Genomic DNA, 25386 nt, shown 5'->3' with positions numbered 1-25386 from the left:
CACTGTGACGGGCATCCACTGCGGGACGGTCGAGCGGACCTACGACGAGGTCCGGGGCCGCGCGGCCCGGATCGCGAGCGGGCTGGCCGGGTTCGGCGTCGAGGCGGGCGACCGCGTGGCGATCTACCTGCACAACGACATCGCCTTCGTCGAGGCGAGTCTCGGCGCGGGCATCCTCGGCGGCGTCCCGGTGCCGGTGAACTGGCACTGGAAGGGCGCCGAGCTCGCCCACCTGCTCGACGACAGCGGGTCGAAGGCGGTCTTCGCGCACACCGATCTCGTGCCGGTGGCCGAGGCGGTGATCGGCGACCGTCCGCTCATCGAGGTGGAGCAGGACGGTGTCGCGCCCACCGGCCGGCACCCGCTGTTCGAGGACTGGCTGGCCGGGCACGGGCCGTGGGCCGAGCCGCCCACCCAGGCGCCCCAGAGCATGATCTACACGTCGGGGACGACCGGCCGACCGAAGGGCATCATCCGCAACCGGACGACGCCGGAGCAGAGCCAGGCCATCGCGCAGCTGGTGTTCTCGATGTTCGGGCTCGACCCGGCGATGCGCACGCTGGTGCCGGCGCCGATCTATCACACCGCGCCGAACGTGCACTGCCTCGTCAGCGCGGCGGCCGGGGTCGACCTGACCATCATGCCGACGTTCGAACCCGAGGAGATGCTGCGCCTGATCGAGAGCCAGCGCATCGAGCACTTCCAGGCCGTCCCGACGATGTTCGTGCGGCTGCTCGCCCTGCCGACGGAGGTGCGGGAACGCTACGACCTGTCGTCGCTCAAGGCGATCGTGCACGCGGCCGCCCCCTGCCCGGTCGAGGTCAAGAAGCGGATCATCGCGTGGCTCGGGCCGATCGTCCTCGAGTACTACGGCGGGTCCGAGACCGGCGGCGTCGTCACCTGCACGAGCGAGGAGTGGCTGGCCCACCCCGGCACCGTCGGGCGCGCCTTCGGCGGTTCCGCCATCCGCATCTACGACGAGTTCGGCGACGAGCTGCCCGTCGGCGAGTCGGGCCAGGTCTACGTCAAACCCCCTGCGTCGTGGCCCAACTTCACCTATCACAACGACGCCGCGAAGAGGGCCGGCATCGAGCGCGACGGTTTCCTGCACATCGGCGACGTCGGCTACCTCGACCACGACGGCTTCCTCTACCTCAACGACCGCAGCATCGACATGATCATCTCGGGCGGCGTGAACATCTACCCGGCCGAGATCGAGGCCTGCCTGCTCGAGCTCGACGGCGTCACCGACGTCGCGGTCTTCGGCATACCGGACGACGACTTCGGCGAGGCGGTGGCCGCGCACGTCGAGGCCACCGGCATCACCGAGGACGACGTGCGCGAGCACGTGCGCGCGAACCTGGCCGGGTACAAGGTGCCGAAGCTGGTCGTGTTCGACGACCACCTGCCGCGCGAGGACACCGGCAAGCTGTTCAAGCGCAGGATCCGCGCCCGTTACTGGCCGGCCTGACTCACCGCAGCCCGGCGAACAGGTCGTCCTCGGGCAGCGCGGCGCCGGTGGTGTCGTGCACCCGCAGGAACGTCTCGACCCCCATGACCTGGGTGAACAGTTCCTTGCCCATGCGCAGGAAGAAGATGTTCTCCTCCTGGCTGGAGTGCGCGGCCAGCGCATCGAACTTCTGGCTGCCGAAGGCCGAGGTGTCGACCCAGGTGGTGATCTCGTCGTCGGGCAGTCCGATCTCCGGGCCGGGCTCGGCGCCTTCCGGCTCGTCCCAGTCGCCGCCGAGATCGCGGATGATCTGCCCGAACTCCTCCATCTTCGAGCGCGGCGCCGTCGTCCAGTAGACCTTCGCGGCGGTGCCGGTGGCCTGCAGCGCCGCCATGGTGATGCGGTGGGTCTGGATGTGGTCGGGGTGGCCGTAGAAGCCGTATTCGTCGTAGGTGACGACGACGTCGGGCCGGTAGTGCCGGATCAGCTCGGCCAGCCGGGCCGCGCCCTGGTCCACCGGGGTCGACCAGAAGGAGCCGGGGGCCTCGTTCTGGGGCCAGCCCATCATCCCGGAGTCGCCGTACCCGAGCAGTTCGAGGTGGTCGACGCCGAGCACGGCGCAACTCTTCTCGAGCTCCTCCTTGCGCATCGCCACGACGGCGTCGACGTCGTGCCCGGGCTCGCCCGGCTTCACCCCGCCCGGCGCGTCGCCGCAGCCGCCGTCGGTGCAGGTGACGAGAACGGTGCGGATGCCCTCGGCCGCGGCACGCGCGAGCACACCCCCGGTGCCGGTGGCCTCGTCGTCCGGGTGGGCGTGCACGGCCATCAACGTCAGGGGGCGCTCGGTCATGGGATCCACCCTACGGAGCGGGAACGACAACGTCGGGTACAGACTGGGGGCACCGATCGAGAGGAGATCAATCGTGACGACGACTCAGGACTCGACCGCCCAGGACGAGGCCCCCGCGCGGGCCGCCGTGACCGACCGCGCCGGGCGAGAGCTGAAGATGGCCCGTCCGCCGGTCTTCGACTCGGTCGAGGACGAGCGTGCCCACCGCAAGGCCAAGCTCGCGGCCGCGTTCCGGATGTTCAGCAAGGCCGGGCTGGACGAGGGTGTCGCCGGGCACATCACCGTCCGCGACCCCGAGCACCCGGAGACGTTCTGGGTGAACCCGTTCGGACGGCACTTCAGCATGATCCGCAGCAGCGATCTCGTGCGGGTCGACGAGGACGGCCAGGTCGTCGAGGGCGATCACGCGGTCAACGGGGCGGCGGTGGCGATCCACTGTGCCGTGCACGCCGCCCGGCCCGACGTCCTCGCCGCCGCGCACGCCCACGGCCCGTACGGCAAGACGCTGTCCTCGCTCGACGTCACCATCGAGCCGCTGACGCAGGACTCGTGCGCCTTCTACGACGACGTCGCCGTCTTCGACTCGTTCACCGGGGTCGTCCTCGACAAGGAGGAGGGGCGTCGGATCGGCGCCGCGCTCGGCAGCAAGAAGGCGATCATCCTGCGCAACCACGGCATGCTCACCGTCGGCACGTCCGTCGACAGCGCGGCCTGGTGGTTCCTCACGCTCGAGCGCACCGCCCAGTCGCAGCTGATGGCCTACTCGGCCGCGGCCGGCTACGGCATCAAGCCGCGGCAGATCGGGCCCGGGGAGGCCGAGCTGACCCGCTCGCAGGTCGGCTACGAGTTCGCCGGCTGGTTCCAGTTCCAGCCGATCTGGGAGCGCATCAGCAGCGACTTCCCCGACATCTTCGAGTAGACGGTCAGGCGGCGACGAGATCGGCCTGGGCCAGCAGTCGCTGCAGCGCCGCGCTGCCGCCGTTGAACGCGACCCGGCCGCTCATCGCCGAGCGGGCCCGGGTCAGCGCGCCGACTCCGGCCGCGTCGATGTGGGTGACGTTCGCGAGGTCGATGGTGAGCTCGCTGATCGCCGAGCGGGCGAACTTCGAGACGGCCGTCGTCAGGCAGCGGGCCGTCGCCACGTCGAACTCGCCCAGGACGGCGATCTGGCGGCCCGGGAAGTCGATCCGCAGGTCGAAGTACAGGCCGTCAACCGAGTTGCCCACCATCGCCGCCACCCTCTCGCCCGACCGTCCCCTGACCCGGACGATCCTGCCGAGGTCGGGCCTGCGCCACATCAGGCAGCAGGCCCCTTCGCCCGCGTCGTTTGTCATGGTGATCATTGGTGCAGTTGCACTGCCGAGGTCGCCGTGGACACCCACGATCAGGGCAACCGGGCTAGCGACGGTGTGTGAGCAGCCGTCGCATTGGTGAGGGTTTGGCAGCCGCCGCGAAGTCGCGCTGCCGCTGCTCGCCGGTATCCGGACAGGTGCAGGCCCGGGGCATCTCGGCCAGGGCGACCGACGCCGACGGGCAACTCCAGTGGCAGGGGCACGAACAGATCGTCACGAACGCCCTGATCCCGAGCAGCCCGACGCTGCGGCTCGAACCCAGGTGCCGGCACTGGCGGTGGCGGAGGACCCGGCAGTCCTCCGTCCACTCGTGCAACGGGCGCGCTGCGCGCTGCTTCGCCATGGCCAGATCGTAGAACGAGCCGGGTGGAATTTCGGTCGGCTCCCGCGACGCCGTGATGGACCGTGATTGCGCTCGGGGCAGGTCTGGCGTGCTGCCCCGAGCGAGTTGATCATCGCGGAGTCAGCCGTTCCGACCCTCGGAGCACGATCCTGTGCGGATGCGGCGCAGCCATGGTTCCTGGCGCGTGCCGCGCCCGACGAATACCAACCGAATCATGCCGTCGGCATCGAGCATCCAGATCGCGACGCCGCCGACTGCGTAGCTGAGCACGAGAGCGCCGCCCAGAATCGCGAACGCAACCGTTCCCTGATCCACGCGCAGATGATGACAGAGGTACCGTGCACGCGCTCCGGTTGCGCAACCGCAACGTCTTCACATGCCGCTGATTCAGCCGATGCAATCACGCCCCCGCTGCCGAGAAGTGATATTCAGAAGGGCGGGGGTTCGAAGACCGCCATCGTGGCGTCGACGGGTTGTTCGTCGGGAGGCTTGTCGTGGACGCGCCCGGTGGGGGCGGTCCAGCGGGTGACACCGTCGGCGAGCCGTCGCACGCTCCAGCCGGCCTCGTGTTTCAGATGATGATGACGCAGGCACAGGCCCTGCAGATTCGACGCCGTCGTCGGTCCCTTAGGCCAGGGCACGATGTGATCGATCTCGGCGATCTTCGCCCGGCAGGAAGGGAAGCGGCAGGTGCGATCACGGGCCTTCACCAACCTGGCCAGGGATGTCGGGGGCCGGTACTTCTTGCTCACGCGGAGCACCCGACCGTGGTCGTCGGTGAGAATGCGTCGCCACGTGCCGGTCGGGTCGTGGGCGATGCGGCGGGCCACCTCGGCCGGCACGTAGCCGTGCTCGCCGAGCTCGGCGGCCTGGTCGTCGAGCCCGAGCAGCGTCGAGAGCGCCACCACGACGTGCGTTGCCGGTGCCTTGCGGCGCGCGATGTCGCCGCGCATCAGATCGACGAACGCGTCGGCGCGACGCTGGTCGGCCGTCCGGTCGTCCAGGCCCTTGGTGGTCGCGGCGGCCGCGTTGATGTCGGCCATGATCGCCGCGCCGTCCTCGGGCGAGATCAGCGCGCGGAACTCGACCAGGCCGTCGTTGCGCGGCGCGACTCCGCAGCACCGCTTGAGCAGCGGGTCGGGCGGCGGCTCCAACGGGCGCGGTGCCAGTGCACGGACCGCCCGTAGCGCGCAGGCCCGGAACTGGGCGGGCGTCCTGCCGATCGCCCGCTCGAGAACGCGCCGCTCGACTCGGGCGGCCGTCGCGTCGTCGACGCCCAGCGTCACGTCGGACAGCGCCCGCGCGTGCGCCAGGGTCAGCTCGCCCCGCTCCAGCGCCGCGACCGTGTCGGGGAAGCGACCGACCAGGTCGACCGCCGTGATCAGCCGGTTGCTCATCGTGCGCGAAGCCTGATGGAGGGCGCACGCGATCTCGTCGATCACGTACTGCTTGTCGGCCGAGTCGAGACACGTCGGCAGAGGCTCGGCCGCGAGCCGGGCGAGGATGCGCTGCTCCTCCGCATCAGCCACCGCTCGCACCCTTTGCAGCTCGACAAGACGGTCGAACATCACGCCGCGATCGAGCGTCGCGATGCTGCTGGCCCCGTCGTTCACAGATCAGATTCTAGAGCCGGGGTCTGACACAAATCGGGCCGAGAACCCCTGCTACGTAAAGGATTCCGGTCAGGGTGACGACAAGCTCAACCGTATGGACGGGCGCGATGAGTGCGACGAGGATCGCTCGTCCCGCGGGCGCACTCGTTCGTGAGGCGGCCCAGATGCCGCTGGACCGGGCATCGGCCCGGACCACATGCGATGTCGATGCCGCCGACCTGTCGATTCCCCTCTCCCCTGTCCGTCGAAGTGAATGTCAACCGCGGGAGACACCCGCCGAAGCGAGGGAGCGATCATGACCAAGTTCGTCTACGCCTACACCGGCGGCCAGGTGGCCGAGACACCCGAGGCACGGGAGCAGTCGATGCAGCAGTGGGGCGCGTGGTTCGCGACCCTCGGCAGCGCCGTCACCGACATGGGCGCGCCGTTCGGCGCCTCGGCGACGGTGAAGTCCGGCGGCGGGTCGGGCGGCGGGCAGTCGGGTCTGACCGGCTACACCGTGCTCGAGTTCCGGACGCTCGACGACGCCGTGGCCCGGGCCGACGGCTGCCCGATCCTGGCGACCGGCGGCCAGGTCGAGGTCTACGAGGCGCTGGAGATGTGACGACGCGCGTCGATCAGCTGGTGACGTCCTTGGTGGTCATCCGCGACCACGCCAGGCTCAGGAACACTGCGGCGTAGGCAAGGTGCAGCAGGGTCCACCGGGCGAGGTCGACCCAGCTGATCGACGAGCGCAACAGCTCACCGAAGCTCAACCAGTGGTCGGTGAGCAGACCCGGGTGGATCGCCGACAGCTGCGGCACGGCGTCGAGCAGGGCCGAGAACACCGCGATGCTGACGGTCGTGGCCATGGCGGCGATCGCGTTCTCGGTCAGCGTCGAGATGAAGACACCGCCGGCCGCGAGACCGAACAGTGCGATCGTCACGTAGACGACGACCCCCAGGCTGCGCAGCAGACCGCTGCCGAGACCGACCGTGTCGCCGGAGAGCAGCACCAGCGAGTGCAGCCCGAACAGGATCGAGCCGGTCAGCAGGCCGACGAGCGCCACCACGAGCACGGCGATGAAGGTGAACGACGCGACCGCCAGCGTCTTCATCGCCAGCAGCCGGCCCCGCGACACGGGGACGGTGAGCAGGTAGCGCAACGTGCCGAGGCCGGCCTCGCCCGCGATCGAGTCGCCGGCGATCACCCCGATGACCAGCGGCAGGAAGAACGGCATGGACACCGTGATCGCCGTGAACACCAGGAACAGCCCGTTGCCGGTGATGCGGCCGAGGAACTGCGGTCCGTCGCCGGCACCGGGGTCGCTGACCTTCACCGCGACCCCGATGAGGACGGGGACGAGGGCCAGCACGCCGAGCAGGATCAGGTTGCGGCGCCGCCGCAGCACCAGGCGCATCTCGGCGAGGTAGAGGCGACGGAACGCGCCGCGGTACCGCGTCGGCGGGGCCAGTTCAACGGAGGACATCGAAGCCCTCCCCGGTGATCGACACGAACAGTTCCTCGAGGTCCGGACGCTCGACCGCGAGCCCCTGCAGCCGCACGCCGGCCCGGACGAGGGCGGCGGCGACGTCCTCGACCGCGACGGACGTGAGCCGGGCGGTGATCGCGTCGTCATGCGTGACCGGGTCGAGGCCGAGCCCGCGCATCGTCACCGCCGCCGGTTCGACGTCGGGCGTGTGGACCCGGATGCTCGGCAGGCCGTCGGCCAGCACCTCGGCCAGCGTGCCCTGCCGCACGAGCCGGCCGCCCGACATCATGCCGACGTGCGTGGCCACCTGCTCGATCTCGCTGAGCAGGTGGCTCGAGACGAGCACGGTCGTGCCGTCCGTGGCGAGCTCCCGGATGAGCTTGCGGACCTCGCGGGTGCCCTGCGGGTCGAGCCCGTTCGTCGGCTCGTCCAGGATCAGCAGCTCGCGCGGCTGCAGCAGCGCGGCGGCCAGACCGAGACGCTGCTTCATGCCGAGTGAGTAGTTGCGGTACTTCTTGCCGGCGGCGGCGGTGAGCCCGACGCGGGCCAGCGCGGCGGTGATGCGCTCGGGCGATGTCGCCGGGTCGGCCGTCGCGTCACTGCGATCGAGGCGGCGCAGGTTCTGCTCGCCGGTGATGTAGGGGTGGAACGCCGGGCCCTCGATGAGCGCGCCGACCCGCGGCAGCACCTGCGCCGCCGCCCGTGGCATCGCGTGGCCGAGCATCTCGACCTCGCCGGAATCGGCCGCGATCAGCCCGAGCAGCACCCGGATCGTCGTCGTCTTGCCCGAACCGTTCGGCCCCAGGAAGCCGTACACCGCGCCGCGCGGAACGACGAGGTCGACCGCGTCGACGGCGACCTGGGTCCCGAACGAGCGCGTCAGGGCGGCTGTCCGCAGCGCAACCGGCGCGGTCGGTACCGCGGGATCGGCCGCGGGCTCGGCCGTCACGAAGGCGGACATCGCGTCAGCGGGGAGCGCTCGCGGCAACGCCCTCGAGGTACTTGGGGCTCACCGCGCCGACGAACGTGCGACCGTCGGAACGGACAAGCACGTTGACCAGTGCCGTGTGCAGCAGGCGGTCGCCGGACGAGCCGACCGACGTCGTCGCGTCGCGCAACATTCCGCCGCCGACCGCCGGGAGGCCGCCGGACAGCTCGACCACCGACGTCCAGCCCGAGCCGATGACCGAGGTCGTGCCGGTAGGCCGCGTCGACGGCGCGGGCGACGGTGCATACCGGGCGTGGCGCCGCTCACCGAAGTGCCGCGTCGTCCCGAACGGGTCGTTCGAGACGTTGGCGCCGGACGGATTCACGAAGCGGAAGGTCGAGGCCGCCGGTCGCCCGAAGGAGATGTCGGTGAACCCGATGGAGAACGCGGGCGAGGACCCGGCCCCGTAGATCTGAAGCGCGAGCGGGATGTGGTGCTTCGCGTCGATCGCGATCGTCACCTTCTGCACGGTGGAGCGCGGGTCGTGCGGGCTGACGACCAGCGTGTAGGCATCCTCGCCGTCGACGGTCTGGGTCGGGTCGACCGTCACCGCCGTGGTCCTGTCGATGGCCTTCAGCACCCGGTCGGCGATCGCCGACGGGGTCAGGTCGCGGGCGTCGGGCCGCGCGGGATCGGTGCTCGTCCGCGTGCCGTGCCGGCCCTGCGGCAGGGCCGCGTGCGTGACGGTATTGGTGTCGGACGTGTAGGTCCAGACGTCGGCGCCGTCGTGCACGGCATCGGCCTCGGAGAGCTCACCGAGCAGCGCAACCCGCTGCCGCTCCGGCCCGTCGACCCAGACGCGGGCCGAGTGGGTGCCGGTGACGAAGGTCTGCCACGACAGCGATGCCCTCGCGCTGTCGCCGGGCAGGCTGGGCAGCCCGAGACTCGCCGACTCCGAGACGGTGCCGGAGAAGTGGGCGGTGTTACTGCCCAGGACCTCGGCGATCAGCTGGGCCGGCGTGCGCGTCGGCAGGGACGGGCTGGCGTCCGAGGACGACGCGCCGGTGACCATCACCCCTGCGACGACCGCTCCGGCGACGACCAGCGGCGCGGCCCAGGCCAGCCGCCGCCGGGTGCGATCGGATGCGTTCCCGAGCGGATTCGACATGGCCATGTGTCGATAGTGCGCCTCCCGCACTGAGAACGCACTCATCGACCCCATGCATCGCCTACCGATGTATCGCTGGGCGTAGTACTCTCGCGGCATGGACGAGAACTCCCGCCGGGCCGACGCGCCGGTCCTGGTCCTGGCCAGCCTGGCCGCCGGCGCGAAGCACGGCTACGCGATCACGCAGGACATCGCCGAGCAGGTCGGCGTCACGCTCGGCCCCGGCACGCTGTACGGGATCATCGCCCGTCTCGAGGAACGCGGCCTGATCCGGGCCCTGCCGAGCGACGACCGGCGCCGGCCCTACGAGCTGACCGCCGCCGGTGCCGACGCGCTGGCCGAGCGATCACGCCAGCTCCGCAAGGTTGCCGACCTCGGGCTCAAGCGGTTGCGCACGGCGGGGACAGCGTGATGCGCGGCCTCGCCCGCCTCTACCCGCCGAGCTGGCGCGAGCGCTACGGCGCGGAGCTCGACGCGCTGCTCGACGACACGCCACCCTCGACCCGGCAGACGCTCGACGTGATCGCCGGCGCGGCGCGCGCGTGGCTGCACCCGGCCCGCCAGCTGCACTCCCCCGGCGCTCGGATGCGCACGACGATCGGCGTCGCCCTGTACGCCTGGGTGACGCTCGCCGCCGGCGTGGCGGTGTTCGTCCAGTTCACCGAGGATCCCGGCTTCGGCGCCGTCGACGCCGCGCACGCCGGGGCCGGGGCGGCGCACGGCGTGTTCCGCGTCGCGGCGGCCGCGTCGCTGGGCCTGGTCACGCTCGGGTTGCTGCCCCTCGCCGGCTCGCTGCTGCTCACCGCCCGGCGGCAACACCGCAGCGACGTGCTCCGGCGGCTGCTCTCCCCCGTCGTCGCGATCGCGGCCTTCGGCCTCGTGCTCGTGCTCGTCGTCACGCTCGCGCCGCGCAGTCGGGTGCCGGGCGAGGGCATCGGCAACTGGTTCCTCCTGCTGCTGGCCGCCGGCCTCGTCGCCGGCTTCGGCTGCGCTCACGGTCCCGCTGTTGCGGTGCGCCGGCTCGCGGTCGGCGCGGCACCGACACGCGTGGCCGTCGTCGCCCTCGCCGGCGCGATCGTCGCCCTGGCGGTGGCGACGGTCGGCGCCGCCCTGTACTCCGCCGAGCTGCACACCTGGATGCCGGGCGCGGGCGTATCGCGGCCGGCGTTCGCGGTGCCCTTCGTGGCGCTCATGGCTCTCCCGGCGGCGATCGCGGCGATCAGCCTGTCCCGCGGGCTGCGCGCCGCCCGCTCTGCCACGCTCGAGGGATGACCGCGCAGGCCTTCGAATCGGTGTCGACCTGGCGCCGGCCGCGGCCGGAGACCCCGTCGCCTGCCCGGACCGGACTCGTCGACTCCCTCGCGCGTTCGATCGCCGCGCGCTCGCCCGGGCGACTCCGTGTGGCCGTCGACGGCTTCACCGCGTCGGGGAAGACGACGTTCGGTCACGAGCTGGCGGCCGCGCTGCGCGACCTGCCGGCCGACCCTGCGGGCGAGTTTCGACGATTTCAAGCGGCCGTGGGCCGAGGCGCGCGAGCTCGGCTACGACCGGCGCAGCGGGGCGGGGTACTACCGCAACGCCTACGACTTCGCCGCCGCGCGCGAACTGCTGCTCGCCCCCGCCGGCCCGGACGGCGACGGCGTGGTGGTGCTCTGCGCCCGCGATCCGCTGACCGGCGTCGACCACCGCGGGGTCACCGTGACCGCGCCGCCGGACGCCGTGCTGGTCGTCGACTCCGTGTTCGCGTTCCGGCCCGAGTACGACGAGTTCTGGGACGTCCGCATCTGGCTCGAGGTCGACGCCGGACTCGCGCTGCGCCGGGGCATCGCCCGCGACGCCGAGCGCGAGGGACTGGCCGGGGCCACTCACCTGCACCGCGACCGGTACGGCGCCGCCGAGGCGATCTACCTCGACGAGGTCGACCCCCGCTCGCGCGCCGACGTGATCGTCGACAATGCCGACTTCAGCCGGCCCGGGCTGCTCCGGTCGCTCTGATCAGAACGCGACCGGCTGGAAGGTCGCGCCGGCGTCCTGGCTGAGGTAGAGCCCGTGGTCGAGCGAGACGACGACGGCCTGCGTCGGGGTGGTGAACCCCAGGTCGGCCCACGGGACGCCGCCGCCGGGCGCGATCACGCTCGCGCGCTGGAAGCTGACCCCGTCGTCGGTGGTGCGGAACACCGCGCTCGCGCCGCTCGCCGCGGCGACGAGCAGGACGCCCCGGGTGCTGTCGGCGATGCCGGTGACCGAGCTGTACCCGAGGTAGGGACCGCCGGCCCGGACCCATGTCCGGGCGCCGTCGACCGTGCCGTAGAGCTGCCAGCGCGCGCTCCCCGCGGCGCCCGGGCCGACGCACAACGCGTCGAGGTGCGACGCGTCGGCGACAGCCAGCACCGGACGCGGCCGCACCGGCCGGCCGTCGGCCGCGCACGGACTCGAGACCCGTCGCGGGGCGGTGAATCCGGTGCCGATGGAGATGCCGGTCGGGGTCGGCAGGTACCAGGTCGCACCGTGCACGACGAGGCCCGCGGCGCCACTGCCGCCGCCGAACGCGGGCGAGACCGCTCGCCACTGGTCGAGCCCGGTCCGCGACGCGTAGACCTGCACCGAGGCGGCGCAGCTGTTGCCGCCCTGCGACGGGCAGCCGTCGACGGTGGCGAAGACGTAGCCGCCGCCGGTCTCGATGTTGCTCACGACGCTCGACGCGGGACCGAGCTGCCGGAGCTGCCACGTCGATCCGCCGTCATGGGTCGAGTACAGCCGGCCGACGCCGGCCCACCCGTCCCGGGCGGTGGCGAAACGCACCACCGACACGTCGCCGTTGCGGCCGCTGTCGGGCTGGCCGAGGGTCGCGGACGGCGCCGGGATGCCCTGCCAGCTGTGCCCGCCGTCCCGCGTGCGCAGCACCGACGTGCAGACGACGCCGGTGCACGGCGCCGTCCCGAGCACCCACCCCTGGGTGGCGCTGACGAACGTGGCCGAGACCGGAGTGAAGCCCGACGGCACCGGGCCGCCGCCGGGCAGGCCGGCCCCGGCCGGGGGCGTCGCGGACGGCGTCGTGGAGGGCGGCGTGGTCGATCCGGCCGGCGTCGCCCCCGACGTCGACGCCGAGGAGGAGGCCGGGGCCGCCGGGCTCGACGGCGCGGCGGCGGAACCGCGGCCGGTGGTCGCCGACGACGTGCAGCCCGCGACGGTCAGGGTCGCGGCCAGGGCGACGAGCACGGTTCGCATGATCCCAATCCTCCCTTGCCGGCTCGTGACACGACGAGAGCCTGTCCCCGCCGCCGGAGCGACGGGGACAGGCTCTCGCCTTCGAGCGGTCGTTGCTTACCGGGTGTGCGCCCCGCTGCCGGCCGACCCCACCGTGTAGCTGTACGGGATCTTCGCGATCACGTCACCGGTGGTGTTGAACGTCGGGTAGGCGAACGACGGCGGGGTGTAGACGTAGAGCTGCCCCGTGACCGTCTTACCGGGCCGCGCGCTCGGCGTGATGGTCACGGTGATGGTGGCCGTCTGACCCGGCTGGATCGTGACCGGCGAACCCAGGTCGGCGTTCGGGTCGGTCGCGACCGCCCAGAAGTCGCCGGTCGACGACGTCACCGCCGGATCGAAGTCCGGGGTGACCGCACTCAGGCTGACCGACGAGTTCGCCGTCGGCGCGCCCTCCGGGCCCACCGCACCGATCTCGTTCACGTCGGTGAACCAGATACCCGTGGATACCGTGCTCGGCGCATCGTTCACCGTCGCCACCGAGATCGTGCTGCCGCTCTGCCCGCTCTTCAGGTCACCGACGACGTCGATGCCCTGCGCGCTCGGGGTGAGCTCGACGAGCGCCGGGACGTCGGAGACGGCCGCCGCGGTCAGCGTCTGCGTGCCCGGCGGGACCAGGAACGTCGGCGCGGCGTGCGCGGGCAGCTTGAACTCCTGCGGCCCGAACGGCGAGGTGAGCTGCAGCGTCTTCGGTTGAGCCGTCCGCGGGTCGACCTGCACGTTGATCGGCGCGACGCCGGTGTTCTTCACGACCACCTGCGCCGTCGTCGGGGTGCCCTGCGGCAGCACGGTCTTCGTCGAGTTCGGCAGCCCGGTGGCGGTGACCTGGTTCGTGTTCAACCCGATCGTGCCGCTGAACTGCTGCTCGAACGCCGTACCCGGGACCGGGTTCACGACGAGGATCACGACGCGCCAGAGCCCGGCCTTCGGTGCGGCCGTCGTCATCTGCAGCGTGAGCCCCTGCGCGCCGGTGGTGCTGATCCCGGTCGGGTACAGGTTGCTGTCGATCGCCTGCGTCTCGTCGTTCGGGTCGACCAGAACGCCTTCGAGCAGGTACTTCGGGTCGCTCGCGAGCGACACCCCGACGCTGAGATCACGGCGCCCGGCCGGGACCTTGAAGGCGTAGGTGAACGTCTCGGCCGCGGAACCGCCCCGGGCGTTGCCGCCGGTGATCGATCCACTGAACGCGCCGCTACCCGCCACGATCGGGACGACCGCGCGCACCACCACCGGGATGGCCGTCTTGTGCCCGTCGGAGCTCGCCACGGTGATCGCGTACGAGGTGTCGCCGCCCGACTTGGGGACGGTGAAGTCGACCTTGACCGACCTCGACTGCCCCGGCGCGAGGGTGAGCACCGGCGAGGCGATCCGGCCCACCGGCGTCGACTGCTGGTCGGTGATGCGCAGGCTCACGTTGCCCGTGTAGCCCGCCGCCCCGGCCGGCGTGTAGAGCACGGCCGTCCACGTGCCGGCCGCGGGGTCACGGACGTCGAAGTTCGCGTAGTTCGCCGACACCGCCCCACCCTGCGGACGGCTGTTCGCGACGTAGGCACCCGACGGGTCGAACACCGAGATACGGACGACCGGGGTGACGGTCGACGAGCCGACCTGCTTGCGCGCCCCCTGCCAGATCATCTGCGCGGCGTAGCGCTGCGTGCCGGCCGGGACCGAGAACGTGACCTTCTTGTAGACCCACGGCGCCCCGGTTGTCGGGTACGGGAAGGTCTGCGTCGACGTCGAGTCGAGCGCCGTGTTGACGGTCGAGACCCGCGTGGCGGCGAAGTCACGGCCGCTCGACGCGACGGTCAGCGTCTTGGTACCGACGTTGCGCACCGTGAACGACGTGTGCTGGCTGCTGCCGGGAGCGCCGGACAGGTTGAGTTGGCCGGTCGGCACGGCGATGTTGGACTTCACGCCGGCCGGGGCCGGGGTCTTGGCGCCCGGGTAGGTCAGCGCGGCCTCGACGGCGGAGCGGGCGTTCAGCCGGCCCGCGCCCTGCTCGAAGGTCGGCAGCCCGAGGTCGTCGGCGGTGCTGGTGAGCAGCGTCTTGACGACGGCCGGGGACGGCGACGTGCCGCCGTGGGTCGAGCGGTAGGCCGAGATCACGAGCGCGGCAGCACCCGCGGTCAGCGGGGCCGACTGGCTGGTACCGCCGAACAGTTGGAAGTCCGACCCGCCGCCGCGGTAGTTGGCGCATTCCGGCGCGCGCGCGTCACACGCCGCCCAGCCCGACTCACCCGGAGCCGAGAGGTCGACCGTTCCGCCCCGCTGGGTGAAGCCGCCCGAGGACAGCGACGAGACCTCGTCGTTGACCCACTTGCCGTTGCCGAACGCGCGCGCGCCGGCGTAGCCGGTCTGCTGGTAGCCGCGCGAATTGGTCGTGGCCGCGACGGAGATGACGTTCGGGTCGGTCGACGGGTTGCCGATCGTGCTGGTCGTGCCGGCGTCGCCCGACGACACGGTGACCGTGGTCCCGGCGGCGACGGCGGCGTCGTCGAACTCGGAGATCGCGCTGCGCGCGGCGGAGTCCGGAACCGGGTTCCCGCCGAACGACTCGTTGATGACGTCGACGTGATCGGTGCTGACCGCGTAGTCGATGGCCTGGACGATCGACGTCGTGTAGAAGTCGATCTTGAGGGCCACGATGCTCGCCCCGGGCGCCATGCCCAGGATGCGGATGTTGCAGCCGGCCGGCAGCGGGTAGGCCGGGTTCACGAACGTGGACAGGTCGTGCGGGACGAGGCCCTGGGCCGCGATCGACGAGGCGTCGCCGTAGGCCTCGGCGCCGCCCTCGGCCGGCGTCGGGCCGTCGGCCGAGAAAGCCTTGTAGTCGGTGATCACGTGGTCACCGTTGGCGCGGATGAAGTCCGGGTTGTTCGGGTCGATGGCGTCGGCGATGTAGGCGACCTTGACGCCCGAGCCGTCGGTGAGCTGCTGGGCCGTCTTGGCGGCCGGGTCGTCGGAGGCAGTGCTGGTGTCCTGCAGCGCCTCGGGCTCGAGCAGCGGCTTGCTCGGATCGGTCGGGCAGATCGACGGGCTCGGTGTGACGAGCGCGGCCCGCGGGCCGTTCGAGGCCGTCGACGTCGCGGCCGCCTTCGGCACGAACGCCACCTTGGTGTCCGGGATGACCGCGGCCACCGACGGGTCGGACGAGAGCAGCGCGGCCTGAGCCGGCGTGACCGTCATCGAGACCGCATTGGCCGCCGTGTAGTGGTGCACCTTCGCGGCCGCCCGGCCGCTGCGGCGGTCGAGCCGCGCCAGCACGGCGTTCTGGTCGGAGGTGTTGTCGGCACGCCGCTGCGCGACGTGCGCGCGGGTGGCGGGGGTGTTCGGGTGCTGGTCACGCAGCAGGACGATGACCGACTTCGCCGGCCCGCTCGTCGACGGGGCGGGCGCGGCCCCGGCGGGGCTCACCCCACCCTGGGTCAGCACGAGGGTCGTCACCGCAACGACGACACCGCCTGCAACTGGGTACTTCCGCCAGGCCAGATTCATGCAGATCCCCACGTTCACACCGTGATCAGAGCCTGATGCTCGTGATCATCTGCACATACCTCTCACACAGTGACCATCTGCGCAAGACGGCGGGACCGGTCACTTCTGCGGAGCACGAACCTGCCACACAGCCAGGGCACGGCGGTCTCTCAGAACGGGTCGCGGACCACCGGGCAGGTCATGCACCGAGCGCCGCCCCGCCCGCGGCCGAGCTCGCCGCCGGACACCTCGAGCACCTCGATGCCGTGCGCGGTGAGCAGCGCGTTCGTGACGACGTTGCGGTCGTAGCCCACGACCACGCCCGGTTCGAGCGTGAGGTAGTTGTTGCCGTCGCTCCACTGCTCCCGCTCGGCCGCCCGGGCGTCGTCGCCGGCGCGCAGGATCGTCACGGCGTCGAGCTGCAGCGCCTCGGCCAGGGCGACGGGCAGCGTGCCCGCGGCCGACACGTGCACCGGCTCGCTCTCGTCGGCGCCCGGGGTGATGCGCCACGCCCGCACGCCGTCCAGGTCGAGGTTCGGATAGGCCACGAAGGTCGCGACGTCGACCATCGTCAGGACGGTGTCGAGATGCATCATCGCCCGGGTGCGGGGGATGTCGACCGCGAGCACGATGTGCGCGCTGCCCGACCCGAACAGCCGCCGGGCAAGGAGTTCGACCGCACTCGCGGTCGTGCGCTCCCCCATGCCGATCAGCACGACGCCGGGGGCGAGCACGAGCAGGTCGCCGCCCTCGAGCGTGGCCGGGCGGTGGTCGCGGTCGTCGTCGCCGTAGTAGAAGTCGAACGTCGCGTCGCGGAACAGCGGGTGGTAGCGGTAGACCGCGCGGGTGTGCACGGACTCGCGTTGGCGGGCCAGCTTGGCCATCGGGTTGACCGTGACGCCGGCCCCGATCCAGGCCGAGTTGTCGCGCTGGAACAGCGTGTTGGGCAACGGCGTCAACACCAGGTCGTCCGGGTCGAGCCGGGCCCAGCGCAGGCCGCCCCGCGACACCCGGCCGAGGTCGGACTTCAGCAGCCCGCCGATCAGCATGCGGGCCAGCCCCGGCGCGTCGACGTCGTCGAGGAAGACCCGCATCGAGCGCGCGAGCTGCTCGCCGAACCGCTCGGGCGTGCAGGTGCGCTCGAGCACGAACTGGCGGCCGTCGGTCGTGTCGAGCGCGCCGGCCAGCAGGTCGGCGAAGCGGTGCACGACGGCGCCGCGGCTGCCCAGCACCTCGACGAAGTGGTCGTGCTCCTCCCGCGCCCGCGAGGCCCAGGGCACGTCGTCGAAGAGCAGGTCGTGGATGTTGCTCGGCGTCAGTCGGTCGAGCTCGAGGCCGGGCCGGTGGGTGATGACGTGGCGCAGCGGCCCGATCTCCGACTCGATGCACGGTCGGACGACGGCGGGTTGGCTCACGGGCCGCCCTTCCAATGGTCGATACGGTGGTGGTCGGGCTGGAAGCCGTGCTTGACGCCCCAGAGCACGGCCTGGGTCCGGCTCTCCACCCCTATCTTGCGGTACAGCGTGCGGATGTAGGACTTCACCGTGTTCGGACTGAGGTAGGTCAGCCGGGCGACGTCGGCGTTGTTCATGCCCTGCGTGATCAGCGCGAGGATCTCGGCCTCGCGATCGGTCAGCCCCTCGGCGCGGCCCGGCCAGTCGAGAGGGTCGGCCCGCTTGCCCCGGCTCGGCGGATCGCTGACGACCACCTCGCCGCCGTGCACCCGCTCGAGGGACGTCACCAGCTCCTCGGGCGAGAGCGTCTTGGACAGGTAGCCGCTCGCGCCGCGCTCCAGGGCGTCCTCGACGAGGTGGGGGTCGAAGTTCCAGGTGTAGACCACGACGCGGCGCGCCCGCGGGCTGTCGACCAGCACGCCGATCTGCTCGTGGTCGGACTCGGGCTGGGCGAACGAGTCGTAGAGCGCAATGTCGACCTGGTCGACGAGCGGCTCGTTGGCGTCGATCTCGGCGACGAGCACCCGGTGCCGGTGGTCGTCGAACATGTGGGCCAGTCCGATCAGCACGACGTCGTAGTCGTCGACCAGACCGACCAGGATCGGACTCTGCGGGCCGGAGGTCATGACCGCCAACGTAAACCCACCTAGGGGTGTGTTGGCACCGCCCTAGGGGTGTTTCCGTGGAGGGACGACGCCGCGAAACCAGCCGGCCTCGCAACCAGGACGGCCGGGCGACCCCCGCGCTGTCCGGAAAGGTTCGACCATGCTCGGACTCATCGTCACCCTGATCGTCGTCGGCCTGATCGCCGGCGCCCTCGCCCGCCTGCTCGTGCCCGGTAAGCAGCACATGTCGATCCTCGCGACCATCGTGCTGGGCATCGTCGGTTCGTTCGTCGGCGGCTTCCTCGGCTACGTCCTGTTCCATAAGGACGGCCAGGACGGCTTCCTGCAGCCGGCCGGGCTCGTCGGCTCGGTCATCGGCGCGATCATCGTGCTGCTGATCTGGACGCGGGTCGGCTCCGGTCGCCGGCACGCTGGTGCGCGCTACTGATCTTTCCCGTCCCCGCACACCGCGGTGCCGGTCGACAACGACGTCGGCCGGCACCGCGGCCTCCCACCGTCACACGGCGCACAGCTCCCTCTGGTCGTCCGGGACACGGCGAGAAGTCCCGGCCGAGCGGTACCGGGTCCGGATGCTCACCAGCTGAGCCGAGGTGTCACCGGTTTGACCTCGGCCGGAGCACCCGGGCCGCCCCCGGGTCGGGACGCGTACTCCCCGACCCCGACACAGGTGAACAGCAGCGCCACGATGTCGTCGGGCTCCCGGAGGAGTTCGGGGATCTCCGAGTCGTAGAACGTCATCCCGGTGGCCGCCGCGCCGAGGGCGTAGGCGGCCAGGTGCAGCCGCCCCTCGACGATGCCGGCGGCGAGTTGGGCCGCCCGGTAGCTGCGGTCGTCCAGGCGCGCCGGGTCGATCGCCGAGATGGCGACGAACGCGGCGTCGGCGCCGAGGGTCTGGCCGAGGCAGACGAAGTCGAGCCGCTCGCGGTGGTCGCCGGCGACCACCGGTCGGTCGAGGTCGGGCCAGCGATACACGCCGGGCGCGACGTCGTCGACCCCGTGCGCGACCACCCAGTGCGGGACGTCGATGCCGCGCATCGCCACGGCGGTCATCCACTCGACGTCGCGGCGGGGCAGCGTGGCCGACCGGTCCATCAACCGCTTCGACCCGCGGCGCAGGATCACCTCGTCCAGCGGGGCCGATTCCGGGCTGCTGGTCACGGCCGGGCCGTCCGGCCACGGCGCCCCCAACTCGTCCCGGTCGCCGGCGCGCTGGGCCGCGGTGTCGAGCGGGAACTCCACGGGCGGCAGACCCCCGCCGGGGGCGGCCGGGCCGGTGGCGTCGATCGCGGGGGGGCCGTCGCCGAACGTCACGAGCGCGACCGGGAACTCGTGGACTCCGTCGGCCCCGACCAGATGGCGCACCGCGGCGTCGGGGAACTCGCTGCGCAGGCGCGGCTGCCGGCCGGCACTCGCCGCCGCGGCCAGCACCTGCGACAGCATCGTGCCGGCGTCCCAGTAAATGTGCCGCCAGCCGCGCTCGGCGTAGCGCCAGCCGGTGCGCCACGGGATGCCGGTCACTACGAGGGTCGTGGCCTCGCCCTCGGCGGCCGGCCCGACCTGGACGAGCGCGTGCTCGACCGGGTCGTACCAGTGCACCCCGTCAGGGACTCCGGCGACGCCGCGGGTGCTGGCGTACACCTCGAGCGGGAAGCGGGCGCCGGCGCTGCCGGCGGCCCGGAACAGCATGGTCACGCCGTTGCGTTCGGCGCGGCGCACTACCCCGGCCCCGAGGAACAGGATGCGGCCGAGCTGGGCGGCGTCGAGCGGTTCGGGATCGACCGGCTGCCCGGCCAGCACGGCCGTCGCCTCCGTCGCCACCGGCACCAGCTCGCGCGGCAGCGCGATCCGCGACAACCCGGCGTCGGCGTACTCCTTGACGGCCGGCGGCCGCGTCGTGACGTCGTTCGCCGTCAGGTCGTGGCGCACGCGCGGATCGTCGATCGGGACGTCCCACTCGCGTTCCGGGGTGTATGACGTGAGCCGGTGCAGCAGCCCGGCGCCGCTCTCGAAATCCATGCCGATCATCTTGCTGCACGTGCGGCCGGCGACGAGCGGATAATTGCCGGGTGGGTCGACGACTTCGGCGTCCGCGATGCTGAGCATCGTGTGTGCCGTGCTGGCGGCGGGCGGCAACGCCACCGCCAACGTCATGTTGCGCAAGGCCAGCCTGACGCAACCCGCGGGTGCGCGCTTCGACGCCGGCATGCTGGCCAACCTGATCCGCCGCCGGGTCTGGCTGTACGGCTTCGGCGGCATGGTGGCCTCGTTCCTGCTGCAGGCGGTGGCGCTGTCCCGGGGCCAGCTCTCGGCCGTCGAGCCGATCATCACGCTCGAGGTGCCGTTGACCCTGCTCGTCGCGTCGCGCGTCTTCCGCACCCGCCTCGGACGCGCCGAGTGGCTCGGCATCCTCGCCATGACGGCCGGGATGATCGTGCTCGTCGGCTCGCTCGACCCGAAGGTCGGGCACGACTTCGACGTCAGCCACCAGACGTACGTGCTGGCCGGCGGCGCCACCGCGGCCACGATCGGCCTGCTCGTCGCGGCCTCCCTCCGCGGCCCGACCGGTTGGCGCACGGCCTGCCTCGGCGCGGCCACCGGCACGAGCTTCGGGCTCACCGCGACGCTGATCAAGGAGACGATGTCGCAGCTCACCGACCGCGGCTGGTTCGGCGTCGTCAGCACCTGGCAGACCTACGCGGCGATCGGCTTCGGCATCCTCGGCGTGCTCGTCATGCAATGGGCTCTGCACACCGGCCCGCTGCTCGCCTCGCAGCCCGGCTTCACCCTCATGGACCCGATCGTGTCGATCCTCTGGGGCGTGCTGGTGTTCGACGAGACCACCAACACCGGCCTCTGGCTGGGGGCGGCCACGCTCGGCGCGATGGGCATCGGCGCGGGCGTGGTGGTGCTGGCGCGCTCACCGCTGCTGGGCGACGAGAGCGCGAACGACGGCCCGGGCCCGGTCAGCCCTGCTCGCGCAGCGCCCGCAAACCTTCCCTGAGCGAGCCCATCGTCGCGAGCACGGCGGTCGGTTCGTAGCCGCAGTGCGCCATGCAGTTGTTGCACCGGGCGTCCTTGCCGCGGCCGTAGGCCGCCCAGTCGGTCGTGTCGATCAGCTCGCGGTACGTCTTCGTGTAGCCATCGGCCATCAGGTAGCACGGCCGTTGCCAGCCGAGCAGCGAGTACGAGGGGATGCCCCAGGCGGTGCACTGGTAGTCGACCTTGCCCTCGAGGAAGTCGAGGAACAGCGGCGAGTGGTTGAGCCGCCACCGCTTGCGGTTGCCACCCGAGAACGCCTTGGCGAAGAGCTCCCGGGTCTCGGTGACCCCGAGGAAGTGATCCTGGTCGGGAGCCTTCTCGTAGGCGTAGGCGGGCGAGATCATCATGCTGTCGACCTGCACCTCGTCGTTGAGGAAGTTCAGCACGTCGACGATGGTCTGCGGGGTATCGGTGTTGAAGAACGTCGAGTTGGTGGTGACCCGGAAACCCTTGTCCTTCAGGAACCTGATCGCCGCGACGGCCTCGTCGAACACGCCCTCCTTCGCCACCGACTCGTCGTGCCGCTCGCGCAGGCCGTCGACGTGGATCGCGAAGGAGAAGTACGGCGACGGCGCGAACTCGAACTTGTCCCACCGCTTGCGCACGAGCTCGGCGTTGGTGCACAGGTAGACGTACTTCTTGCGCTTGACGAGCTCGTTGACCATGACGTCGATCTGCGGGTGCATCAGCGGCTCGCCGCCGGCGATGGAGACCATCGGGGCGCCGCACTCCTCGATCGCCCCGACCGCCTGCTCGACCGGCATCCGCTGCCGCAGGATCTCGTGCGGGTGCTGGATCTTGCCGCAACCGTTGCACTTGAGATTGCACGCGAACAGGGGTTCGAGCTCGACGATGAGCGGGAACTTCTCGCGGCGGCGCACCTTCTGCGAGAACAGGTACCACCCGATACGAGCGCCTTGACGAAGTGGAATGGGCATCAGCCGACAACTCCTCGGGGAAGGGTGAAGGTCAGGGTTTCCGTGGCGACGACGCGCTCGGCGACGTCGACCGGGCCGAGCGCGCGCAGCGTGGCCACGAACTCGTCGACGAGCCGCGGCGGCGCGGACGCGCCGGCGGTGACGGCGATCGACCGCGCTCCGGCGATCCACTCGGGCAGCACTCCCGTCGCGTCGTCGACGAGGTGCGCCGGTGTGCCCAGCCGCTCGGCGACCTCGACCAGCCGCAGCGAGTTCGACGAGTTCGACGATCCGAGCACGATCATCACGTCGGCGTCCCGGGCGATGGCGCCGACCGCCCGCTGCCGGTTGGTCGTGGCGTAGCAGATGTCGTCGGTCGGTGACATCTCGATGGCCGGGAACCGGCGGCGCAGGACGTCGATGGTGTCTTGCGCGTCGTCGATCGCGAGCGTCGTCTGCAGCACGTACGCGACGTGGTCGGGATCGGCCACCACGACCGCTTCGGCCTCGCCCGGGTTCTGGACGAGCTGGATGCGCCCCGGCTCCTCGCCGAGCGTGCCCTCGGTCTCGTCGTGGCCGGCGTGCCCGACGAGGAACACGGTGTCACCCCGGCCGACGAACCGCTTGGCCTCGCTGTGCACCTTGGTCACCAGCGGGCAGGTGGCGTCGATGATGTTCAGCCCGCGCCGCTGGGCCTCGAGGCGCACCGCCGGCGCGACCCCGTGGGCGGAGAAGACGACGGTGGTGCCGTCGGGCACCTCGTCGAGCTCGTCGACGAACACCGCACCCTGCCGCTGCAGGTCGGCCACCACGTGGGCGTTGTGCACGATCTGGCGCCGGACGTACACCGGCCGCGGATAGCGCTGCAGGGCGAGCTCGACGATCTCGATGGCCCGCTCGACGCCCGCGCAGAAGGATCGGGGACTGGCGAGCAGCACCTGCCGGGGGCCGGCGAGCCCGGCCCAGTGCGGCAGGGCCGGCCCGACCCGGCGCAGCACCTGCAGCGCCTTCGCGCCCGCCCGCAGCGTGGCCAGCCGGGCGATCGGCGTGTAGGCGGTGTCGACGATGACGCGGACGACGGCGGTCGGCGGGGCGGCGTCGGAACCGAGCGCCCGGACGACGGCCGCGGACTCCATGTCCACCGCCAGCGCGCCGGTGGCGGCGAGCTTCTCGCGCTCCGCGGCGCTCGTGACGATGTGATCGGTGCTGACGACCGGACCGTGGTGCACCTGCAGCCCGAGACGACGCAGTTCGGCGACCAGCGGGCCGGCGCCGCGCAGCACGCGGCGGCCCTCGGCGTCGCGCACCTCGCTGGCGACCACCACGTCCCCGGCCCGCACCTTCGGGTCGAGGCCGCCGCCGACCCCGGCGACGGCCACCGCCCCGGGCGCGAACCGGGCCAGCTGCGGAAGCCAGTTCTGCACCCGCGCCGGACCCATGCCGCAGCGGGTGACGGTGGCGGAGCCGACCTGGCCGCGCAACGCGGCGTACTCGCTGCGCAGGGCGGTCACGATCAGCAGCTCGCCGCTCATGTCGCCCCCCGGGCCGTGATCGACAGGTAGCGCCCGAGCGCGCTCAGCGGGAAGACCAACCGGTACATCTCGTAGTTGATGTAGAAGTCGCCCGGGAAGCCGGTACCGGTGAACTCGTCCTCGTCCCAGCCCCCGTCGGCGCGCTGCGCCCCGACGAGCCACCGCACCCCCTGCTCGACGGCGGCCCGGTCGGGATCGACGGACAGCAGGGCGAGCAGCGCCCAGGCCGTCTGCGACGGCGTCGAGGTGCCCCGCCCGCGCCACGAGTCGTCGGTGTAGGAGCGCAGGTCCTCGCCCCATCCGCCGTCGCCGTTCTGGTGCCCGACCAGCCAGTCGACGGCGCGGGTGATCGCATCGTGCGACGGGGGCAGGCCGGCGGCCACCAGGGCCGGGACGACCGCGCCCGTGCCGTAGACGTAGTTGGCGCCCCACCGCCCGAACCACGAACCGTCGCTCTCCTGGTTGTGCAGCAGCCACGCGATGCCGCGGCGCGTTGCCGGGTGATCGGCCAGGCCCCGATGGGCCAGCATCTCCACGGCGTGGGCGGTGACGTCGGCCGAGGGCGGATCGATGACGGCACCGAAGTCGCAGAAGGGCAGCTTCTCGACCAGGCGTCGGGTGTTGTCCGCGTCGAACGCGGCCCAGCCGCCGTCGGCCGACTGCAGCGCCAGCACCCACTCCGTCCCACGACGCGCCGCATCGGCGGCGCCGGGCACCGCGTTCTCGTCGAGCCGGTCGAGCGCGAGCACGACCTCGGCCGTGTCGTCGATGTCGGGGTAGCCGTCATTTGCGAACTCGAAGGCCCAGCCGCCGGCAGCGACCCCGGGCCGCTTGACCGCCCAGTCGCCCGGCACCCGGATCTCCTCGTCGAGCAGCCACGTCCCGGCGCGGACGACGGCGTCGTCCCGATCGTTGCCGTCGGCGTCGAGCAACGCGGTGACGGCGAGGCAGGTGTCCCAGACGGGCGACTGGCAGGCCTCGAGGCGGCGCACCTCGCCGCCGTCGCCCGGCTCGCGGACGAGGAAGCCCTCCAGCCCCTCGATCGCCGCCACCATCGCCGGGTCGTCGAGCGGGCGACCGAGCAGGTGCAGCGCGAGGATCGAGTAGACCCAGGGCGGCTGGATGCCGCCCCAGCCACCGTCGGCCTCCTGACGGTCCAGGATCCACTCACCGGCCCGGCGCAGCGCCCGCGCCCGCGCCGGCTTGACGGGCGAGCGCTCGTAGAGCTTGAGCCCGCGATCGAGCAGGCCGAACGCGGAAGCGACGAGGCCATGACCGTTGCGCGGACGCGGTGCGCCGGTGCGCAGCTCGTCCAGGGTGAAGGGCAGCGGGCGCACCGGCCGCAACGTGGCCACGACCGTGATCGGCACGACCGTCTGCCGGGCCCAGCAGGCCCAGTCGTAGACGTTGAGGGGCACCCACGCCGGCAGCAGTACGAGCTCGGGCGGCATGGCCGGCAGGTCGTCCCACGACCACTCCCCGAACAGTGCCAGCCAGATGCGCGTGAAGACGCGGCTCTTCTCGATGCCACCGGCCGACACGATGTACTCGCGGGCGCGCGCCAGGTGCTCGTCGTCCGGACGGTCACCGGCCAGCCGCAGGGCGGCGTACGCCTCGATCGTGGTGGAGAGGTCGGCCGGACCGCCGTGGAAGTTGGCCCAGGTGCCGTCGTCACGCTGCTGACTGCGGATCCACCGCGCCGCCGCGGCCAGGTCGTCCGGGTTCAGGATGTCGAGGAACTGGCGCAGCAGGAGGTCCTCGGCGTCCATGGTCACGTTCGTGCGGAGCTCGCCCTTCCACCAGCCGGCCGGCGACTGCCGCTCGATCAGGTGCTCCCGCGCGCGTTTCACCGCTCCGGCGACATCGGCGAGGTCGGATCGGTGCTGGGTGGTCACGTCGGC

General features: G+C 71.9%; 22 protein-coding genes and 1 pseudogene. 8 read left to right on the top strand and 15 right to left on the bottom strand.

The features are described from left to right. The first annotated feature begins 4 nt into the window (after positions 1-4). Entirely contained in the window at positions 5-1471 is a 1467-nt protein-coding gene (locus VGN18_RS01520; RefSeq protein ID WP_327537856.1) for an AMP-binding protein, read from the top strand. A 1-nt stretch (position 1472) separates the two neighbouring features. Here VGN18_RS01520 and VGN18_RS01515 read toward each other — a convergent pair whose 3' ends face one another. Next, a complete protein-coding gene (locus VGN18_RS01515; protein ID WP_327537855.1) occupies positions 1473-2300 on the bottom strand; it encodes a PIG-L family deacetylase in 828 nt (275 codons plus the stop codon). Positions 2301-2373: 73 nt separating this feature from the next. On the opposite strand from VGN18_RS01515, the gene VGN18_RS01510 reads away from it, so the two are divergent. After that, complete coding sequence (locus VGN18_RS01510; protein ID WP_327537854.1) at positions 2374-3219, top strand: class II aldolase/adducin family protein; 846 nt, start codon at positions 2374-2376, stop codon at positions 3217-3219. 4 nt (positions 3220-3223) lie between these two features. Here VGN18_RS01510 and VGN18_RS01505 read toward each other — a convergent pair whose 3' ends face one another. From VGN18_RS01505 to VGN18_RS01495, 3 genes are all read right to left on the bottom strand, one after another. Then, entirely contained in the window at positions 3224-3634 is a 411-nt protein-coding gene (locus VGN18_RS01505) for an STAS domain-containing protein (RefSeq protein WP_327537853.1), read from the bottom strand. 481 nt (positions 3635-4115) lie between these two features. After that, a complete protein-coding gene (locus tag VGN18_RS01500) occupies positions 4116-4310 on the bottom strand; it encodes a hypothetical protein (RefSeq protein ID WP_327537852.1) in 195 nt (64 codons plus the stop codon). A gap of 113 nt (positions 4311-4423) precedes the next feature. Continuing rightward, positions 4424-5608, bottom strand: coding sequence for an HNH endonuclease signature motif containing protein (locus VGN18_RS01495; RefSeq protein WP_327537851.1), 1185 nt, complete (start codon positions 5606-5608; stop codon positions 4424-4426). Positions 5609-5903: 295 nt separating this feature from the next. Between VGN18_RS01495 and VGN18_RS01490 the strand changes: the two genes are divergently transcribed. Next, positions 5904-6212, top strand: a complete 309-nt coding sequence (locus VGN18_RS01490; RefSeq protein WP_327537850.1) for a hypothetical protein — start codon at positions 5904-5906, stop codon at positions 6210-6212. A 13-nt stretch (positions 6213-6225) separates the two neighbouring features. On the opposite strand, the gene VGN18_RS01485 is transcribed toward VGN18_RS01490, so the two are convergent. The 3 genes from VGN18_RS01485 to VGN18_RS01475 are packed head-to-tail and all read right to left on the bottom strand — an operon-like array spanning position 6226 to position 9182. Further along, positions 6226-7077, bottom strand: coding sequence for an ABC transporter permease (locus VGN18_RS01485; RefSeq protein WP_327537849.1), 852 nt, complete (start codon positions 7075-7077; stop codon positions 6226-6228). Further along, a complete protein-coding gene (locus VGN18_RS01480) occupies positions 7064-8041 on the bottom strand; it encodes an ABC transporter ATP-binding protein (RefSeq protein WP_327537848.1) in 978 nt (325 codons plus the stop codon). Before VGN18_RS01480 ends, VGN18_RS01485 begins: the two co-directional genes overlap by 14 nt. A gap of 4 nt (positions 8042-8045) precedes the next feature. Further along, entirely contained in the window at positions 8046-9182 is a 1137-nt protein-coding gene (locus tag VGN18_RS01475) for a LolA family protein (RefSeq protein WP_327537847.1), read from the bottom strand. Between the two features lie 91 nt (positions 9183-9273). Here VGN18_RS01475 and VGN18_RS01470 point away from each other — a divergent pair, with 91 nt between their 5' ends. The 3 genes and pseudogenes from VGN18_RS01470 to VGN18_RS01460 all read left to right on the top strand — a co-directional run bounded on the left by VGN18_RS01470 (position 9274) and on the right by VGN18_RS01460 (position 11171). After that, positions 9274-9588, top strand: coding sequence for a PadR family transcriptional regulator (locus VGN18_RS01470; RefSeq protein ID WP_327537846.1), 315 nt, complete (start codon positions 9274-9276; stop codon positions 9586-9588). Beyond that, on the top strand, positions 9588-10448 hold the full coding sequence (locus tag VGN18_RS01465) for a hypothetical protein (protein WP_327537845.1): 861 nt from the start codon (positions 9588-9590) through the stop codon (positions 10446-10448). Before VGN18_RS01470 ends, VGN18_RS01465 begins: the two co-directional genes overlap by 1 nt. Further along, positions 10445-11171, top strand: a pseudogene (locus VGN18_RS01460) (uridine kinase). The gene VGN18_RS01465 and the pseudogene VGN18_RS01460 overlap by 4 nt, the downstream one beginning before the upstream one ends. Here the strand turns inward: VGN18_RS01460 and VGN18_RS01455 are convergent. The 4 genes from VGN18_RS01455 to VGN18_RS01440 all read right to left on the bottom strand — a co-directional run bounded on the left by VGN18_RS01455 (position 11172) and on the right by VGN18_RS01440 (position 17997). Then, entirely contained in the window at positions 11172-12404 is a 1233-nt protein-coding gene (locus VGN18_RS01455; RefSeq protein WP_327537843.1) for a hypothetical protein, read from the bottom strand. Positions 12405-12500: 96 nt separating this feature from the next. Continuing rightward, the gene (locus tag VGN18_RS01450) at positions 12501-15887 is read right to left on the bottom strand and encodes a S8 family serine peptidase (protein WP_327537842.1); all 3387 of its coding nucleotides are present in this window, start codon (positions 15885-15887) and stop codon (positions 12501-12503) included. Positions 15888-16087: 200 nt separating this feature from the next. After that, entirely contained in the window at positions 16088-17332 is a 1245-nt protein-coding gene (locus tag VGN18_RS01445) for an arginine deiminase (RefSeq protein WP_327537841.1), read from the bottom strand. Continuing rightward, entirely contained in the window at positions 17329-17997 is a 669-nt protein-coding gene (locus VGN18_RS01440; protein ID WP_327537840.1) for a response regulator transcription factor, read from the bottom strand. Before VGN18_RS01440 ends, VGN18_RS01445 begins: the two co-directional genes overlap by 4 nt. A 139-nt stretch (positions 17998-18136) precedes the next feature. Here VGN18_RS01440 and VGN18_RS01435 point away from each other — a divergent pair, with 139 nt between their 5' ends. After that, on the top strand, positions 18137-18424 hold the full coding sequence (locus VGN18_RS01435; protein ID WP_327537839.1) for a GlsB/YeaQ/YmgE family stress response membrane protein: 288 nt from the start codon (positions 18137-18139) through the stop codon (positions 18422-18424). 146 nt (positions 18425-18570) lie between these two features. On the opposite strand, the gene VGN18_RS01430 is transcribed toward VGN18_RS01435, so the two are convergent. Continuing rightward, positions 18571-20100, bottom strand: coding sequence for a nitroreductase family protein (locus tag VGN18_RS01430; RefSeq protein ID WP_327537838.1), 1530 nt, complete (start codon positions 20098-20100; stop codon positions 18571-18573). Here VGN18_RS01430 and VGN18_RS01425 point away from each other — a divergent pair. Continuing rightward, complete coding sequence (locus VGN18_RS01425) at positions 20090-20998, top strand: DMT family transporter (protein WP_327537837.1); 909 nt, start codon at positions 20090-20092, stop codon at positions 20996-20998. The genes VGN18_RS01430 and VGN18_RS01425 overlap by 11 nt on opposite strands. Here VGN18_RS01425 and hpnH read toward each other — a convergent pair. Genes hpnH through shc form a run of 3 tightly spaced genes read right to left on the bottom strand, consistent with a single transcriptional unit; the run spans position 20961 to position 25380 of the window. Continuing rightward, positions 20961-21974 carry an adenosyl-hopene transferase HpnH gene (gene hpnH / locus VGN18_RS01420; RefSeq protein ID WP_327537836.1) on the bottom strand — a complete coding sequence of 338 codons (1014 nt, stop codon included), beginning with the start codon at positions 21972-21974 and terminating at the stop codon, positions 20961-20963. The genes VGN18_RS01425 and hpnH overlap by 38 nt on opposite strands. Next, positions 21974-23485: a 4-hydroxy-3-methylbut-2-enyl diphosphate reductase gene (ispH, locus tag VGN18_RS01415; protein WP_327537835.1), complete on the bottom strand. Its 1512-nt coding sequence runs from the start codon at positions 23483-23485 to the stop codon at positions 21974-21976. Before ispH ends, hpnH begins: the two co-directional genes overlap by 1 nt. Then, positions 23482-25380, bottom strand: a complete 1899-nt coding sequence (gene shc / locus VGN18_RS01410) for a squalene--hopene cyclase (RefSeq protein WP_327537834.1) — start codon at positions 25378-25380, stop codon at positions 23482-23484. Before shc ends, ispH begins: the two co-directional genes overlap by 4 nt. Positions 25381-25386: the final 6 nt, after the last annotated feature.

It is taken from the genome of Jatrophihabitans sp. (assembly GCF_036000465.1).
Taxonomy (GTDB): Bacteria; Actinomycetota; Actinomycetes; order Mycobacteriales; family Jatrophihabitantaceae; genus Jatrophihabitans.
This window is presented reverse-complemented; position numbering and strand designations above follow the sequence as displayed.